This is a genomic window from Micromonospora sp. NBC_01740 (assembly GCF_035920365.1).
Lineage (GTDB): Bacteria > Actinomycetota > Actinomycetes > Mycobacteriales > Micromonosporaceae > Micromonospora > Micromonospora reichwaldensis.
In genome coordinates this window covers 2,741,687-2,757,304 of the sequence record NZ_CP109150.1, presented here as the reverse complement: position 1 = coordinate 2,757,304, position 15,618 = coordinate 2,741,687, and the positions used below count along the sequence as shown (strand labels likewise).

The following is a 15,618-nucleotide window of genomic DNA, read 5'->3' as shown; positions in this document are numbered from 1 at the left end:
CAGGCGGTCAGGTGTAGTGGAAGCTGGCGCCGGCGCCGGTGAAGTGGGCGAGCGGAAGGCGGGGCGGGATGCGCCCGAGCGGGAGCGCCTCGAACCAGAGGCACTCCCGCTCGGGAGGTTCACCATCACAGACGCCCAGCGATCGGAATCAGCGGGTCACATCACCCAGGCCGTCCGAACTCGTACGTCCGCTCGGAGGAGACAGGTATCAGCGATCACTTCAGTGGAGTGCGGATCTCCGCCCGAAGTTCAGCCAGGCCCTCGTCGCCACCCTTCGCCTCGGCCCAGGCAATGATCTTCAGGACGTCGGGCAGGGGCAGGCCGAACTCCTCTCGCGCCGCGCGTCCCGCCTGGATGTACCGGCCTTCGCCGTGATCTCTGATGGCACGCGCCACGTCGCCGATGTCGCCGCCCTCGTTCACGATCCGGCGAAGGAACGGATGCCACTCGTCCCATACGATCACTTATGGCCTCCCGAAGGTGATCCGCACCGGCTTGTCCGGAAAAACCTCCTGATCGACGTGGAGAATCTTCGTGTAGCCGTGCTCACGCGCCATCTTTCCGGTCCAGGTCGCCCATGCCGCCTCTGTAGGAGTCTTTCCGGCGGCAAGCGCGGCGGCGAAGGAATCCTTGTTGGAGTCCACGAGGTTACCTTCAACCGTCTTCACGCGGCTCCCGAACAGCGACATGATCCGAATGAAGATGTCTCTGCCTCGGACGGGGGACCCCTCTGTGACCTCGACCAGCATCCAGAGACCGCCCTTGTCGTCGAGATAGGCGTCGAACAGGCTCCTGCTCTCCGGATGCCGCCACTCGTATTCGGCCTCCCGTACCGTTTCGACGCCACACCCTGGCGCGGATTGCGGTGCCGCCAGAGAGATCTGCCGTGCGTCGTGAACGACCGACGGGGCAGGGGCGGTGGCCGTGGAGGCACCGACTGGGGCGAGAAGCGCGACACCTGCGAGGGTGACGGCACTGCCACGCCACAGGCAGGAGGTGACCTCCACCATCTTCAGCCGGATGGCGTTCACCGCCTTCAGCTCCGCCTGCGCCTTCTTGGCGTTCTGGTTGGCGATGTAGAGAGCACGGGCGCTCTGGAAGCCAGCGCTGATGAGCTTCGCGGCACCGAGGAACACCAGGGTTTCGAGCGCTGTCTGGCCGAGTTTGAGCAGGGTCTGCGCGAGGGTCTGATCCCCGTTGATCAGCTTGTAGACGTTGAGCCCGACCTCGCCGACGGTGAGCAGAGTCCCCGCGACGGCTCCGCAGACGACGGTGGCGACGCAGAGCACGATGGCGAGCGCCCCGACCGGAGCGAGAGTGGCGACGAGCCCCTTCACCAACTCGACGAAGAAGATCAGCGGCTGCATCCCCTTGAACTCGGGGTCGAGGGTGGAGTGGATGCAGTTCTGGTAGAGCTGGCTGCCCTGGGGATAGATGTCGCACAGGGCGGCGTTGGTGTAGGCCCGGTTGGCCAGCTCTGCCGGGTCGGGAACGACGTTGGCGACGCAGTTGCGGTACCACTCGTGCTGCGTGCCGCTCAGAATCCTCTCGAGCTCGACGATGGGATCGGCCGCATACTCCGTGTGGCACTTCGCGATCTCGAGGCCCTGGGCGTGGGAGTACGTGTCGTACGCCTGCTTGGCGGCGGCGACGGCGGCGTTGGCGTCCTCCCCGGCGGCCCTGGCCGAGTCGTACGCACGCTTGGCGGCGGCGTTGGCCTCGGCAGCAGCCTTGATCGCCTTCTTGTGCGAGGCGACCGCCCAGGCGGCGGACCGGATGGCGCTGCGGGCCGAGGCGTTGGCCCGGGTGGACGCGTCCTTGGCGGTCGCGACAGCGGCTGCGGCCTTCTGCACCGACTGAGCGGCCTGGCTCGCGTAGCCCCTCGCCTTGTTCGCGTAACCCTCCGCCTTGTCCGCCGAGAGAAGCGCGTCCCGGGCGTGCTGCTCGGCCAGAGCGGCGTCGTTACGCGCCCGTGCCGCGACGGCCTGCGCCTCGAACGAGTTCGTCACGGCGGTCTCTGCGACCTCGTTGATCCGCTCGAGGAGGCTGCCGACGACCGTGAGGTGAATGGCGTTGTCGTAGTCCCGCTCGGCGGCGATGTACCGGCCGCTCTCGAGGAATTCCCGCAGGCCGGGCGCGGGCCCGTCCAGAGCGATCTGGGCTGCGGCCTTGAGCTCCGGTCCACTGGCCGGGTCGGCGATGACCTGGTTGACCCGCACACGCTCACCGATGGCGGCAGCCGTGTACTGGCCGGTGTCCAGGAAGTCGCGCAGAGCCTGCAGGGTGTCGGCGTCCAGCGCCTCCTGTGCCTTCTGCTCGAGCACGACATCACCAGCGGTGCGGGCGGCAGCGAGGATCTGGTTGACCTTCAGCCGATCCTGCGTGTAGCGCCCCGGGTAGTTCTGGGTGCGCAGGAACTGCGCGACCACCGCGTCGCTGCCGGCCAGCGCGGCCAGCGCCGCGTCCCGCAGTGCGGTGTTCTCGGTGATCGCCAGGTCCATGACCGCCTGGCGGTTGTCCCGGGCCTCGGTGGCGGCGAGCCCCGTCCGGACGAACGCGACCGCCTGCTCATCGCTGCCTGCCAGGGCCGCCATGGCAGCCTGCTGCGTCCAGGCACCCCGCGACGACGTGAGGTTCAGCGCAACCTGGCGGCTGGCGGCGACGGCCCTGGCCGGCGCAGTGGCGGGGTTCTGGACCTCGGCGATCAGGCTCCTGGTCTCCGCATCCCGCTTCGCCGCCTGCTCGACGTCCCAGTCGCCCGCGCGCTGCTGGGACTCGTACTCGGTGTTCGCCGCCTGCGCGGCCTCCAGCCCCTGGTCCCGGGAGACCGCCAGCCGCTCCACGTCGGCCTCGCGGGCCGCCTCGTAGACCGCCGCCGCCTGCACGCCGGCGTTCACCGCGTCCGTGGCAGCCTGCGTCGCCGCGTTGGCGTACTCGGTGGCGCGCTTCGCCGCCTCTGCCGCCTCTCCGGCATGGTCGGCCGCGAAGATCGCGGCCTGCGCCGCAGCCCGGGCGTTCACCGCCGCGCGCTTCGCGGCGTCGCGGGCCGCGTAGGCGGCATTGATCGCCACCTGGAGGTACTTCTCCGCGGCGGCTGCCGCCCTGGTGGCCCGGTCGGCGTTGGCCCGGGCCTGGTTGGCTGCGGCCACCGCCTCCCGGGCGTCCGCGCCGGCGCTGTTGGCGTGCCTGGCGGCGTCGTCGTTCGCGGCCGCGGCCGACCTCGCGTGGGCGGCGGCCGATTTTGCCGCTGCCACGGCGTCCCGGCCCGCCTCGATCGCCTTACCGGCCGCGTCGGCCTTCTTGGCGAATTCCTCCGCGTCCCGGGCCGCCGCGTTGGCCTGCTCCGCCTTCGCGCGGGCGTCCGCCGCCTTCGTCCTGTCCGTCGCCGCGTCGGCGGCTGCCTTGTATGCCTTGGTCGCCGCCTGACCGGCCTTCGAGGCCGCGGACGCCGCTCGCGCGGCGGCGGTCGAGGCGGCCCGTGCCGCACGGCTCGCGGCGGCGGCCGCCTGCACGGCGACCTTCGCCGCCTGCGCCGCCTTCTGCGCCGCGACTGCGGCTCGCCTGGCCTGTGCGGCAGCCTCCTTCATGTTCGACCTCGCGGCCTCGGTGGCCCGCGCAGCGTCCGCTGCGGCCCGCCGGGCGGCATCGGACGCGGCCTTCGCCCGGTCCGCCTCCTGCGTGGCGTGCTTCGTCTCCCTGGCGGCCACCTCGCCCGCGGCCTGCGCCTGGGCCAGCAGACCGGTAAGGGTGGCGACCTCCTCGTCCTGGGCCGCCGCCACCGACCAGCCGTACGCCAGGAAGGTCTCGAGCGCCTCCGGCGTCCCGGCGTCGAGCGCCTTCTGCCCGGCCGCGCGGACCTGCGGTCCTCCCGTGGCCATCGCCTGGTTGATCCGCAGCCGCTGATCGGTCTGCCACTGCAACTGCCAGCCGGAGTCGAGGAACGCCCGCATCACCGCCGGGTTCTCGGAGTCGAGGGCCTGCTGCGCCGCCTCGCGGACCTGATCGCCCCCGACAGCCATCACCTGGTTGACCGACAGCCGAGTGTCGATGTCGGAAGGCCCCTGCCAGCCATGCGAGAGGAACGCCGAGACCGCCTCCAGGTCGCCGGCGTCGGCGGCGTCCAGTGCCTGTTTGGCGGCGGCCCGCACGGAGGGCCCGCCTTCGCCGACCACGCCGGCCACCGCGTCGAGTTCGTCGAATCGCTGGGCCTTCTCCAGACCACCGTTGAGGAACTCACTGACCTGCGCGTCGGTGCCGAGCAGCGCGATCTCGGCCGCCGCCCGGACCTGCATTCCCCCCGACTTCCAGGCGTTGACGACCAGCGCGCGGTCCGGGGGGACCGCCGGGTCCTCGGCCCGAGCGGGCGTGGCTCGCAGGAAGCCGGTGAGCAGTGCCAGCACCATGAGCGCTGCGACGAGCGCTCGGCGTCGGACCGCGCCCGGAAGAGGAGGTTTGGACAGGAAAACACCAGGTGACGTACTCACGGTCACTCCGATCCCCGTTGGATGATGCGCAGGACTGGCCCGTGCCGCAGTGGGACGAGCCGAGGAGCACCTCGACGGTTCGGACCGTCGAGGTGCTCGTGTTCAAGGAAGACGCGACCGGCTGACGTCAGCCGGTCACCGTGAGCCGAAGGAGCATCGTGGGCGAAGCGGTCGGGTCGGCGCCCAGGCCCACCTGGGTGCTGCCGTCCGGGTCCACGTCGACGGTGATCTCCTCGCCCTCGTCGCTCTCGAGCTCGGCGGTCACCTCGTGGCCCGTGCCCGTGCGCTGACCGTCACCGCGGATCTCGTACACCCCGGGAACCTCGAGCTCGAGCCACCCGGACGGAGAAGTCACCTTGAAACAGACGCGTCCGATGCCGTCGGCGCCGATCTGCTCGTCGGTGGTCCGGACCTTCAACAGGCCGATGTCGCCGACCGGCGGCGTGGCGCAGTCGACCAGGAGGATGTGCCCGTCGCCACGGATCAACTTGACGTTCTGCGTCGCGAGGATCTCGGCGGCGTTCGGGTACTTGAAGTCCTCGACGATCGATCCGCCGTTGGTCTCGGTCGGTACGTCGGTGGGATCCGCCGCGAGGGCGCCTCCCACCCCGACCGCACCGCCCGCGAGGACCACGACTGCCGTCGCGGCGCCGATCAGCACGCCTCTCGACCGGATGGACAGTTTCATGCATGCGCTCCTGTCTGGAAGTGGAGTGCCCGAAACCATCCAGTCGCCCGAAATAGCCACACCCGACAGCCCTGACCGTCGGTGCCCCCGTCGGCCAACGAGACGATCGCGAAGCGCCGTAACCGTAGAGTCACCCGACCCCCGACCGCAGCCCCAGCAGACAATAAGGACAATGAGCGTCAATGCCGGGTGTCTCATCAGTGCTGTCGGGACCCGTCGTCGCGCTGATCGTGAGCCAATCCGCTGCCATACCCGCGCTCGGATTCACAGGACGAGGTGGACGGGTCGGCACGGACGGGGGCCGTCACCAGCCGGAGGAGGGTACCCGGGCGAACGGACGGATCAGTAGCATCGCCGGCATGCCAACCCCACAGTCCGTCGAGCCGGAGCCGACAACCGCCAGCCCCGAGCCCCAGGAGCTGCGGACGGCGGGAAAGCCCCGTCGCCGCTGGCGGCGGATCGTCCTGGTGAGCCTGCTGGTGGTCGCGTTGCTCGGGGTGGGCGGCGTGGTGGCCGGCGGGCTCTACCTGCGCTCCGTTGAGTCGGACATCGAGCGGGTCGACGCCTTCACCGGCGTGCCGGAGGAGTCCCGCCCGCAGGCGGTGACCAAGGGCGCGATGAACATCCTGATCCTGGGCAGCGACACCCGGGACCCGGAGAGCACGTCGGGGTCACGTACCGACACGATTATCCTGGCCCACCTGCCGAAGGACCGGTCGAGCGCGCAGCTCATCTCGATCCCACGGGACACCTGGGTCCCCGTGCCCCGGTCGCGGGACGGCGGCCACGGCGGCCGGGACGCCAAGGTCAACGCGGCCTACGCGTGGGGCGGCGTGCCGCTGATGGTGCAGACCGTAGAGAAGTTCACCGGGGTCCGCGTCGACCATGTGGCGATGGTCGACTTCGCCGGATTCAAGGAGATCATCGACGCGCTGGGTGGGGTCCGGATCACCTCGGAGAAGACCTTCACCTCGATCCACCCGCCGTTCCGGACCTTCGCGCAGGGCCCGCAGGAGATGGACGGCGAGGCCGCGCTCGACTACGCCCGTCAGCGAAAGCAGTTCGCGGACGGGGACTTCGCCCGGATCCGCCACCAGCAGCAGGTGATCAAGGCGATCCTGGACAAGGTCTCGTCGGGCGGCGTCCTGACCAACCCGGGGAAGTTGAACTCCTTCCTCCAGGCCACCTCGGACTCCGTCTCGGTGGACAAGGACCTGTCCCTGTTGGACATGGCCACCGAGCTGCGCGGCCTGCGCAGCGGGAACCTGTTCTTCCTGACCAGCCCGACGAAGGGCACCGGGCGGGTCGGCACCGAGAGCGTCGTCTTCGCCGACGCGAATCGGGTGAAGTCGTTCTACGACTCGGTCCGCCGGGACGCGGTTAAGGAGATCATCAGCGGGGGCAAGCGATAGTGGGCGGGCCGCCACCCGCCCGGTGCGTGGCCCGGAGTCAGTAGGCGCCGCGCCGCGCGAGCACCACGCTGACCGTCTTCCACAGGATGCCCAGGTCGTAGACGAGCGACCAGTTGTCGACGTAGTGCAGGTCGAGCCGGACCGCGTCCTCCCACGTCAGGTCGGAGCGGCCGGAGATCTGCCAGAGCCCGGTGATGCCGGGCCGGACGAGCAGGCGCCGCCGAACGTCGCCACGGTAGTCGTCGTCCTCGGTGGGCAGCGGACGCGGGCCGACCAGCGACATCTGCCCCATCAGCACGTTCGCCAGTTGGGGCAGTTCGTCCAGCGACAGCCCGCGCAGATGCCGGCCGATGGGCGTGACGCGAGGATCATCCTTGATCTTGAAGAGCAGCCCGTCGCTCTCGTTCCGATCGCGCAACGCCTCCAGCCGTTGCTCGGCGTCGGTGTACATGGTGCGGAACTTCCAGACCTTGAAGGCCCGCCCCTCCTGGCCGATCCGCGTCTGCCGGAACAGCACCGGTCCACGGTCGGTCAGCTTGATGGCCAGTGCGATCCCGGCCAGCAGCGGGCTCAGCAGCAGCAGCCCGACCAACGCGGCGGCCCGATCGAGCATGCTCTTGACCAGCAGCGAGAGGCCCGAGATCGTCGGCTCCTCGACGTTGAGCAGGGGCAGGCCCTCGATCGGACGGACGTGGATGCGCGGGCCGGTGACGTCGGTGACCTGCGGCACCACCACGAGATCAAGCCCCGTCCCCTCCAACTGCCAGGCCAGCTTGCGCAGCTCGTACGACTCGAGGCTGGCCGGACCGCAGACGGCGATGGTGTCCGCGCCCAACTGCTGCACCAGCGGCACCAGGTCCCAGCCGACGTAGACCGGCACCGGCGCCGTGACGCGCTCCCCCGGCCGCGGATGGTGCGGCAGGTGGATGGCGATCGGGCGCAGCCCGGCACCCGGGTTGCGGGTCACCACCTCGTGCACGGCCAAGGCGTCGGAGAGCCTCCCGACCAGCAGCACCCGCTGTGACGCCCGCTGGCTGACCCGGCGGATCCGCCGGAGCACGACGCGGGCGCCCGCCCGGGACACCAGGGCGTAGAAGAGCAGGCAGAGGATGATGGCGGCGACCGTCGCCCGGGACAGGTCCTTCTTGAAGCCGAGCGCCAGGAACGACACGGTGGCGGCCATCGCGACGTTGGCCCGCACCACCCGCTTGAGTTCCTCGGTGCCGCGCCCGAGCGCCCGCCGGTCGTACGCGCCGGCGGCGGCCAGGACCGTCATCCACATCAACGGCACGCCGAGGTTCGCCACCAGGGCGAACGCGCTGACCGTACCGCCGAACACCCGCTGGTCCCAGAAGCCCGCGTCGGCCTCGTCGAGCAGAGCCACCACGGTCCGGCTCGCCGCCAGGGCGGCGACGAAGTCGATCAGGACGAGGCAGGCCACGTACCGCCGGCGCCACCTGACCCGTGGGGCGACGGGCCGACCGAACGCCGACCGCGGCATGCCGTTGGAAGGGGGTGTGATCACCCCGAGTTCGGGATCGAACCTCGGTGCCTGGTGCGGCGCCACAGTCGAGAGGAACTGAGTCTGCCCGGACACGACCTTCCTTTCACCGTGCTAATCGTCGTCACCAGAGGGGCGGCGGGCCCCGGGCCGGACGCCCGCGGCCTCGTCCCGGTCAGCCGGGGCGCGGCGCCATCCCGGTGCGGGGTGGTTGCCGGCGTAGCTCGTCCAGCAACGCGGCATGCGCGGGTTTCGGGACCAGGTTGCTGTCGAAGAGGCACGCCGCCCCGTAACCGCGGTGGTAACCCGAAATCCAGCTGTGCGCGTCCGTGAAGCCCCAGACGGTGAGCGACACGCAGGCGGGTACCGCGAGGCAGGCGCGGAGCACCTGCCGGTAGAGCGCGGCCTGCTGTTCCAGCTTCGACGGGGTGCTCGGCAGCGCGACCCGCACGTCCAGTTCGGTGATGGCCACCGAGACCCCCAGTTGCGCGAACCGGCGCAGGTTCCCGACGAGGTCGCGAGGTGGCTGGTCCCACCTGAGGTGGCTCTGGAATCCGACGCCGTCCACCGGGACGCCGGCTCGGCGCAGCTCGCGGACGAGCTTCAACAGCGCGTCCGCCTTCCGGGTCTGGCCCTCGACGCCGTAGTCGTTGATGAACAGACGCGCGCCCGGATCGGCCGCGTGGGCCCAGCGGAAGGCGTCGGCGACGTATCCGGGACCGAGCTTGCGCAGCCAGAGGGTGTCGCGCAGGGTCCCGTCCTCGTCCAGCACCTCGTTGACCACGTCCCAGGCCCAGACGCGTCCCCGGTACCGGGAGACCACCGTCGTCACGTGTTCCCGGAGGACGGCACGGATCCGTTCCGCCGGCCAGTCCGGGGAGACCCATTTGGGCACGTCGCTGTGCCACACCAGGGTGTGGCCGTACACCGCCTGGCCGTGCTGTTGAGCGAACTCGACGAGTTGATCGGCGCCGGCCCAGGCATGCACCCCTGGCAACGGTTCCAGGCTGCGCCATTTCATGGCGTTCTCGGCCGTTATGCCGTTGAACTCGGTGCCGAGGAGGCTCCGATAGGCGGGATCCAGGCTGAGCCCCCGACCGTCCACCGCCGAGCCGATCCGCACCTCGGGCGGCATCAGGTCACGCAACGCCTGCCGGCCGGGCGCGATGGCGGCCGAGGGCCCGCCAGCCGGTCCCGAGTCGCCACCCACCGGCGGACGCTCCGAGCCGTGCCGCACCAGCACCAGGCCGACGGCGACCAGCGCGGCAACGATCAGCACGATCGACACCAGCAGGACCGGCACGCGGAGGAGGCGGGACCGGGAAACGGCCGCGGGGCGTCGAGGGACCGGCCCGTGGGCCAGGCCGTCGAGGGCCCCCGCGGACGGCGCCGCAGGGTCGCCGCCCCGGGTGGAAAGATCGACGATCACCGTACGGGCTGGCCCGGTGCGTCACGGAGGGCCCATGGCGCCCGGGTGAAGTTCCACCGGGCGCGTTCGGCGAACTCCTCGCGCGGCAGGCGTGGCACCGCCTCGGCGGTCAGCAGGTCCGCGAGCACCCGGGTCACCTCCACGGGGCCCTCGGGCACGCGCCCGAGGCGCGCGGACTCCGGCTGGCCGATCTCGGCGAGGAAGTCGTCGCACTTCTTCTGATAGGGCACCAGTGTGAACGGAACACCCGCCAGGTACGCGAAGACCGCACCGTGCAACCGCATGTGCAGGCCGATGTCGCAGCGCTTCATCTCGTCCCAGCAGGCCCGCACCCCGTCCCGGGCGGTCACCACACGGACGTCGCAGAGCCCGTCCAGGGCCGCCCCGAGGCGGTCGCTCACCCGCTCGTCGCCGTGCACGGGATGGGTGTTGAACACGAAGACGGTGACGTCCACGGGCTCCTTCAGAACCAGCCGGCGGACGCCCTCGATCAGCGCGTCCTCCCGCTGCCGCGTCTGCGGGGCCTCGGCCTCGTAGTCGACCCCGAGCAGAGTCACCCCGAGCCGGGCCCGGCCTCCCGACGAGGGCCTCGGCCGGCGCTCGGGAATCGGCTCACCCAGCGCCTCCGGCAGCAGCCCGGCGAGGTCTCCGGCGGACACCAGCACCCCCGGATATCCGGCGCGTTCGAGGATCTCGGCCGAAGCGAGGTCGCGTACACCGATGAAGTCGATCCGACGCAGCACCTCGACGAGCCGCCGCTCGGCCGCTGCGGACAGGAACGGGCCGATGGAGACGCCGACAGCGGCCATCGGGTGGCCGGAGGCACGGGAGAACAGCGAGAAGAGCTTCTTCTCGCTCAGCGGGCCCATGTCACGGAAGACCGAACCGCCGCCGAAGACCAGCATCGAGGAGCGGCCCAGCAACGCCGCCTTGTTCAGCACCCAGCCGACACGGTCGGGCAGACTGCGTGAGCGGTACCAGCGGGGATTCATGCCGACGCTCTCGGCCGGCAGGTCGACCATCGGCGGCGCCGCGAAGACGGGTTCCCGGGTCCCCCAGTAGGTGCGGGTGGCCCAGTCCATGACGACGCAGAAGGCGTTGTCCCCGACGTTCTCCATGCCGTAGTAGCCGACGACCAGTGGGCGGCGGGCGGCGGGACTCGGTTCAGGATGCACGAGGGGTCTCCCTAGTCAGGCGCCGCCGCAGATCGTGCCACGACGGCAGAGGAGCATCGCCGACCACCCGTGCGCGTACCGCGATCCAGAACAGCGCACACAGGATGATCTCGGCGACGACGACAGCCCCGGCCGTGCCCGTGACGCCCCACAGCGGCGTGGCCACCGCCAGGGCCACGAGGAACACCAGGGCGCCCACGCCCTGGTAGGTCACCTTCAGGCGGAGCAGGCCGCCGCTGGTGAGCAGCGAGGCGACGGCCGCGCCGGCGAACCGGAACGGAATGGCCAGGGCCAGCAGTGCCATGACGGTCGCCGACTCACCGTACTCGGAGCCGAGCAGGAAGGGCAGCACCGGCAGGCCACCCAGCGCGACCAGCGCCGCGACGACCACGCCGAGCGCGAGCATCCCGAGACCGCCCCAGCGGTAGGCGATCAGGACGGCGTCGCGGTCGGTGCCCGACCAGCGGTGCAGCCTGGCCAGGAAATACTGCTGGTAGACGACCCGGGGGACGAGGTAGACCGCGGTCAGCACGGACATCGGGACGGCCAGGACGGCCGCCGACGCCGGGCCAAGGAATTCGGCGGCGACCACCGTGCCGAGGTACATGCCGATCAGGTAGAAGATGTTGCCCAGCACGAAAGGCGTCGCGGCGCCGGCCACCCGCGCCACGCCGACCCCGGTGGCCGAAGATCCCGGTGGCACGACGTGAGCATGTCCCTCCAGCGGCACGCCGCCCCGGAGGAAGGGCCGCATCACCGCTACACAGCCGGCAACGGTGAGCAGCGCCACGATGGCGTACCCGGCGGCCGTGGCCAGCACGGAGAGCCCGCACACCCACACCACGAGCACCACGAGCACGCGGGCCAGGTGCGGTGCGACCTGGAGCGCGGAGAGGCCTCGGTAGTCGCCCCGCAACTGCTGCACCGAGCCGACCAGCGCCAGCCCGGCCTGGGCGACGACGACGGTCGCCAGCAGCGCCCGCACCCCGGCCCCGACCGGATCGGACCACTCGGCGAGGCTCCAGGCCAGGACTCCCGCGACGGTCAGGGCGCTGCCGGCCGCCATCACCCGCAGCGACGGGCCGACCCACCGGCGGGCCCGTTCGCCCTCACGCCCGAACCGCTGCAACCACAATTCGGGCACACCGAAGACCGCCAGCGGTGCGGTCAGCGACACCACCGCCAGGGCAGCGGTGAACGTGCCGAAGGCCTCCTGGGGAAGAGTGCGGGCGAGGAGGATCTGCGTCCCGAAGGCGGCCAGGGTGACGCCGACCTGGCTCAACGCCAGCATGCCGAGATGGATGAGGGCTGTCACGGCCCGGCCGCGGGCCGCCTTCGGTGGCGTCGCGCCGCTCGCGCCGGTCTGGCTGCCATCGGCGGCGTGGAGGTCAGCGGCCGAGGGTGACAAGCCACTTGCCCGTCTCGCTCAGGGTCCGCAAGGCCTTGATGGCCGTCGCCACCCCCGGCCACTTCGACGGGCGGTACATGTCGATCAGCCGGAACCAGAAGACCAGCCCGCCTAGCCGTCCCCGGGTGACGTTCCCGTCGTGCCGCTGGAACAGCACGATCGGATGGGCCAGGTGGCGCGGGTGTACGCCGGCACGCAGCGCACGCAGCATCAGTTCCACGTCCTCGAAGAGACGGAAGCTCTCGTCGTATCCGCCGATCCGGTCCAGCACCGCACGGTCGATCGTGGTGCCCGAATGCTTGAAGGGCAGGCGGGGACGCGTCAACACCCCCAGCGACATGCGTCCCGCCGAGGCGTACTCGGGCAGTCGGATGCAGCGGGACGTCCCCCGGCGGATCTCCGTGTAGTCGGCGTACACCCACGAGCCACCGGAGTTCGACAGCAGGTCGTGCAGCCGAGCCAGCGCGTCGGCGGTGAGCTCGTCGTCGGAGTCCAGGACGGTGACGTACCTGCCCATGACCGACCGCAGGCCCCGGTTGCGTGCCTCGGCGATGCCGGTGGGCGGCTGCGTGACCACCCGCACCCGGCGGTCCGCCGAAAGGCGCGCTTCCGCGATCACCTGCGCGACCGGGATCCGTGACCCGTCGTCGACGATCACCACCTCGAAGTCGCCGAAGGTGTTCGCCAGGACGCTGCGCACCGCGTTGACGAGCAGGGCCGGACGGTCGCGCACCACGATGCAGACCGAGAACGTCGGCCGGACGAGCGGTGTCGTGGGTGCGTCGGCGGCCGTGGTCTCGGTCGTCCCGGGAGGTCGGCCGCCCTGCCTGGGCAGGCCGTACGTCGACGACGGCAGCGACGGGTTCACCGTGTCGTCCCGCTCTCGACGGATCGGTCCTCTTGCCCCGTGTCCTTCCCGTGGACGGCGAGGACCACCAGCTGGCCGAAGAAGAAGAGCCAGAGGAAGTACGGGTAGGCCAGCGGCTTCTGGGTGAGACCGAAGACGACGAGCGTCAGGAAGAGCAGCGCCAGGGCGAGCCGGCCCGGCCGGTCGACCCGTCCCCTGACGAACCGGTAAAGCCCCACCAGGGCGGCGGCGGTCACGACGACGCCGACGATCCCCCACACGACCAGCACCCGGAGCATGTCGTTGTGCATGTCCCAGGGCTCGTAGCCGAACCCGAGGAGCCGGACGTCCCACGGGGAACGACCGAGGATCTCCGCCAGGTCGTTCCAGATGGCGCCCCGGCCGTGCATGAAGGTGTCGGACCGCACGTCCAGCGACCCCACCTCGGTGAGGGTGACCTCGGCCCGCCGCCAGATCGCACCGCCCCAGAGCGTCCCGGCGACCGCGCCGACGGCCGCCACCGCGCCGCCGACCGCCAGAACGGCCCGGCGGTTCGTCCTCCCGGTGCGGCGGGCCCTGACCATGCCGAAGAGACGCCGCACCTCGAACACGGCCACGATCATGCCCAGGCACAGGATCGTGAAGCGGTGCAGGGAGACAACGCCGGTGGCGACGAAGAGGCCGATCAGCGCGTACCGGACGGCAACCGGCACCTTCAGCCGGTCACCCAGGACGTAGACCAGGAACACCGAGAACATCAACAACCGGCCGAGCGACATCGGGTGGTAGTAGCCGCCGGAGGCCCGCCCGATCTTCTCCCAGTTGGCCAGTTCGAAGTAGAACGAGTACGGGATGACCCCGGCCACCTGGAGCCAGGCGAGCACGCAGTGCACGACCGCGCCGGCCACCACGACGCCGGCGACGAGGGCGAGCCGGCGCACCGGGAACCAGTCGCGCCGCATGAGCATCAGCCCGAGCAGTGCGATCGGGGCGAACCCGACGACCAGCCGCACCGCCTCGGCCGGGATGGCGCTGGTGGGCACCTGCGGCGGTCCGTAGATGGAGTAGCGACGGACGTCGAAGAGGTCCAGCAGCTCCTCGCGGGCGGGGACGGCCAGGTAGCTGACCGCGGAGAGCACGAGCAACAACGTCAGCCCACCCGCGATGAGCAGGAGGGGCCGGGGCGGCAGGCGCCGAGCGCCGAGCGCCACGACACCGAGCGCGGTGACCATGCACAGCGCGCCGAGCGTGGTGAGCAGCACCCCCAGGTCGAAGCCACCACCGGCGTCCTTCTCACCGATGTCGAGCAGCGGCTTCACCGCGACCAGTACCAGCGCGACGGTGGCCAGGTGACGCGCCGCCTGTTCGTGGCGGGGCACGGGCGCGGCCCGGTGCCCCCGAGGAAGAGGCGGTCGCCGCTCCGGTGTGGTCAGCATCTCCATCGCGGGTGCGCCTCTCCCATCAGTGTCAGCCGCGGCAGCAGCCGACAACGCGGGCAGGTCAGCTGACGGGCCCCCGTTGCCCAGTCCCTCGCCGATCCACCATCGGCAGTCGTGCCCTGCGGCGGGGGGAGGTCGCGGATGCTCCGCTGCTCTGCCTGGCCCCGCCTCAGAAACACGAGGACGATACCAGCGACCGGCGACACGGAGGTGTCGGGTTTCCGCACGGTAGGAACGGCCGGAACCGGTGTTGCGGCATGCCCCTGACGTCCGGCAAGCTTTACCGCCGTGCCTGGGCCCGGTTCGAGGCGGGTACGTGACGTGGACCGCCCGTCCGACGGCCGTGGAGCAGGCTTCCCGACCATCGCGGAAGTGTGGAACTGATGTGACTACCCCCGGTGATCTGTCGACGATCAGCGTGGTGATGGCCGCGCACAACGAGGCCCGGGTCATCGGGGACTGCCTCGACGCGCTTCTCGCCGACGCCGCGCTTGGCGAACTCGACATCGTCGTGGTTGCCAACGGCTGCACCGACGACACCGCCTCGGTCGCCGCCAGTCGGCCGGGCGTCCGGGTCGTCGAGGTCGCCCGAGCCGGCAAGTCCAACGCGCTGAACGTGGGCGACTCCGTGGCGCGCGGCTTCCCCCGGATCTACCTCGACGCCGACGTGGTGTTGAGCCCGGGCGCGCTGCGCGAGATGGCCGCCGTGCTTCCCGCCGACGGCACGCCGCCGCTGGCCGTGATGCCCCGCCGCCACATGGTGACCAAGGGCCGGTCGTTGGCGGTGCGGGCCTACTACGCGATCAACACGCGGCTGCCCATCTTCGCGGACGCGCTCTTCGGCCGCGGCGCGATGGGCGTCTCCGCCGCCGGCCGGAAGCGGTTCGACCGCTTCCCGGAGCAGATCGCCGACGACCTCTTCCTGGATTCGCAGTTCTCCTCGGAGGAAAAGCGTGAGGTGACCGGCGCCACGTCCTACGTGCAGGCCCCCCGGCGCACCCGGGACCTGGTCCGGACCCTGGCCCGGGTACGTGCCGGCAACACCATGCTGCGGACCAGTCACACCGGCATCCGTGCCTCCGCGCCGTCCTCCTGGCTTCGCGACGTGGTCCTTCCCCGGCCGTGGCTCGCGCCGGCGGCGGTGGTGTACGTGGCCATCACGGTGGCCGCCGTGCTCAGGTCACGACGTCATCCGCGGGATGCCTGGGGGCGCGACGACTCCACCCGCTGACCCG

General features: G+C 71.0%; 11 protein-coding genes. 2 read left to right on the top strand and 9 right to left on the bottom strand.

Going from position 1 to position 15,618, the window contains the following annotated elements; all coding sequences use genetic code 11:
• Positions 1 to 215: 215 nt before the first annotated feature.
• From OG989_RS13145 to OG989_RS13135, 3 genes are all read right to left on the bottom strand, one after another.
• Complete coding sequence (locus tag OG989_RS13145) at positions 216 to 464, bottom strand: hypothetical protein (protein ID WP_151454407.1); 249 nt, start codon at positions 462 to 464, stop codon at positions 216 to 218.
• Positions 465 to 4,403, bottom strand: a complete 3,939-nt coding sequence (locus OG989_RS13140) for an ALF repeat-containing protein (protein WP_327030654.1) — start codon at positions 4,401 to 4,403, stop codon at positions 465 to 467.
• A 208-nt stretch (positions 4,404 to 4,611) separates the two neighbouring features.
• Positions 4,612 to 5,172, bottom strand: a complete 561-nt coding sequence (locus OG989_RS13135; RefSeq protein WP_151454405.1) for a hypothetical protein — start codon at positions 5,170 to 5,172, stop codon at positions 4,612 to 4,614.
• A 359-nt stretch (positions 5,173 to 5,531) separates the two neighbouring features.
• Between OG989_RS13135 and OG989_RS13130 the strand changes: the two genes are divergently transcribed.
• Positions 5,532 to 6,584, top strand: a complete 1,053-nt coding sequence (locus OG989_RS13130) for an LCP family protein (protein ID WP_327030653.1) — start codon at positions 5,532 to 5,534, stop codon at positions 6,582 to 6,584.
• 37 nt (positions 6,585 to 6,621) lie between these two features.
• Here the strand turns inward: OG989_RS13130 and OG989_RS13125 are convergent, their stop codons facing one another.
• The 6 genes from OG989_RS13125 to OG989_RS13100 all read right to left on the bottom strand — a co-directional run bounded on the left by OG989_RS13125 (position 6,622) and on the right by OG989_RS13100 (position 14,386).
• Positions 6,622 to 8,085 carry a sugar transferase gene (locus OG989_RS13125; protein ID WP_151454413.1) on the bottom strand — a complete coding sequence of 488 codons (1,464 nt, stop codon included), beginning with the start codon at positions 8,083 to 8,085 and terminating at the stop codon, positions 6,622 to 6,624.
• Positions 8,086 to 8,260: 175 nt separating this feature from the next.
• On the bottom strand, positions 8,261 to 9,388 hold the full coding sequence (locus OG989_RS13120; RefSeq protein WP_225852164.1) for an endo-1,4-beta-xylanase: 1,128 nt from the start codon (positions 9,386 to 9,388) through the stop codon (positions 8,261 to 8,263).
• Between the two features lie 122 nt (positions 9,389 to 9,510).
• Positions 9,511 to 10,689 (bottom strand): polysaccharide pyruvyl transferase family protein, encoded by a 1,179-nt coding sequence (locus OG989_RS13115; RefSeq protein WP_327030652.1) that lies wholly within the window; start codon positions 10,687 to 10,689, stop codon positions 9,511 to 9,513.
• Positions 10,679 to 12,004, bottom strand: a complete 1,326-nt coding sequence (locus OG989_RS13110; RefSeq protein WP_327030651.1) for an oligosaccharide flippase family protein — start codon at positions 12,002 to 12,004, stop codon at positions 10,679 to 10,681. The genes OG989_RS13115 and OG989_RS13110 overlap by 11 nt, the downstream gene beginning before the upstream one ends.
• A gap of 73 nt (positions 12,005 to 12,077) precedes the next feature.
• Positions 12,078 to 12,965: a glycosyltransferase family 2 protein gene (locus OG989_RS13105; RefSeq protein ID WP_327030650.1), complete on the bottom strand. Its 888-nt coding sequence runs from the start codon at positions 12,963 to 12,965 to the stop codon at positions 12,078 to 12,080.
• Positions 12,962 to 14,386 carry a hypothetical protein gene (locus tag OG989_RS13100; RefSeq protein ID WP_192581382.1) on the bottom strand — a complete coding sequence of 475 codons (1,425 nt, stop codon included), beginning with the start codon at positions 14,384 to 14,386 and terminating at the stop codon, positions 12,962 to 12,964. The genes OG989_RS13105 and OG989_RS13100 overlap by 4 nt, the downstream gene beginning before the upstream one ends.
• Before the next feature lie 382 nt (positions 14,387 to 14,768).
• Here OG989_RS13100 and OG989_RS13095 point away from each other — a divergent pair, with 382 nt between their 5' ends.
• Positions 14,769 to 15,614, top strand: coding sequence for a glycosyltransferase family 2 protein (locus tag OG989_RS13095; protein WP_225852163.1), 846 nt, complete (start codon positions 14,769 to 14,771; stop codon positions 15,612 to 15,614).
• The last annotated feature ends 4 nt before the right edge of the window (positions 15,615 to 15,618 follow it).